Source organism: Cupriavidus sp. WS (assembly GCF_000395345.1).
GTDB classification, from domain to species: Bacteria; Pseudomonadota; Gammaproteobacteria; order Burkholderiales; family Burkholderiaceae; genus Cupriavidus; species Cupriavidus basilensis_B.
Genome location: NZ_AQPL01000544.1, coordinates 1 through 1,161, shown reverse-complemented (window position 1 = coordinate 1,161; position 1,161 = coordinate 1). Strand labels below are relative to the sequence as shown.

The 1,161-nt window shown below is 62.8% G+C and carries 2 protein-coding genes and 1 pseudogene; 1 reads left to right on the top strand and 2 read right to left on the bottom strand.

Annotation, left to right across the window (positions count from 1 at the left end):
- Both groEL and groES read right to left on the bottom strand, forming a co-directional pair.
- Positions 1–167, bottom strand: a pseudogene (gene groEL / locus K206_RS42220) (chaperonin GroEL); the annotation flags it as partial.
- A gap of 38 nt (positions 168–205) precedes the next feature.
- A complete protein-coding gene (groES, locus tag K206_RS0134155) occupies positions 206–496 on the bottom strand; it encodes a co-chaperone GroES (RefSeq protein WP_017225479.1) in 291 nt (96 codons plus the stop codon).
- 337 nt (positions 497–833) lie between these two features.
- Here groES and K206_RS40140 point away from each other — a divergent pair.
- Positions 834–1,161 (top strand): alcohol dehydrogenase catalytic domain-containing protein (locus tag K206_RS40140; protein ID WP_043367700.1); only part of this gene is annotated, 328 nt, incomplete at its 3' end.

Below are 1,161 nucleotides of genomic sequence, written 5' to 3'. Positions count from 1 at the left end.
ACGGACACGCCGTCCTTGGTCACGGTCGGGCCGCCGAAGCTGCGCTCCAGCACGACGTTGCGGCCCTTCGGGCCCAGCGTCACCTTCACTGCGTTGGCGAGAATGTTCACGCCTTCGACCATCTTGGCGCGGGCGGCGTCGCCGAACACTACGTCTTTAGCTGCCATGTTCTGAATCTCCTAAATCTGTACGGATGGGGGCGTGATTACTTGTTCACCACGGCCATGATGTCTTCTTCGCGCATGACCAGCAGTTCCTGGCCATCCACCTTCACGGCCTGGCCGGCATACTTGCCGAACAGCACGCGGTCACCCACCTTGACGTCGAGCGCGATCGAAGCACCCTTGTCATCCTTCTTGCCGGGGCCCACGGCCAGCACTTCACCTTGATCAGGCTTTTCGGCAGCATTGTCGGGAATCACGATGCCGGAAGCGGTCTTGGTTTCATTGTCCAGACGCTTGACGATCACGCGGTCGTGCAAAGGACGCAGATTCATACGGACTCCTTGGTACAAAAAGTGATTTTACGTTCACAAAACTGGCCGCTTTGACTAGCTGCCAGCAGAATCGGAAGGCTGAGAGAGCGCTGTTAGCACTCTAACCCAACGAGTGCTAATTATAGGGACGGGGGTTTACGTTTTCAAGTCAGCAACTTGATACGTGTTTACCCTTGGATCGCGCGAATTTGTTGGCCGGCCACGCCGGCGCCGCCGCCGGGGAAGCATCCGCACGCATGCAGATCTGCATGGACGGGATGCGGATAAGTTGATTTATCTTCATCCGGGCATGCACAAGAATGGGACATCCACCACGACATTGCCAACGGAGTCCCCCATGTCCCAAGCCACCATGCAGGCCCTGATCGCCGAGCGCGCCAACGCGCCGTTCCGGGTTGCCAGCCTGCCCAGGCCGCAAGCCGGCCCCGGCGAGGTGCTGGTCCGCATCCTCGCCAGCGGCGTCAACCCGCTCGACACCAAGATCCGCGCCGGCAACGCCGCGCATGCGCGCCAGCCGCTGCCGGCCGTGCTCGGCCTCGACCTGGCCGGCGTGGTGGAGGCGGTCGGGCCGGGCGTGACCCGCTTCGCGCCCGGCGACGAGGTCTACGGCATGACCGGCGGCGTGGGCGGCGTGCAGGGCTCGCTGGCGGAGTACGCCGCGGTCG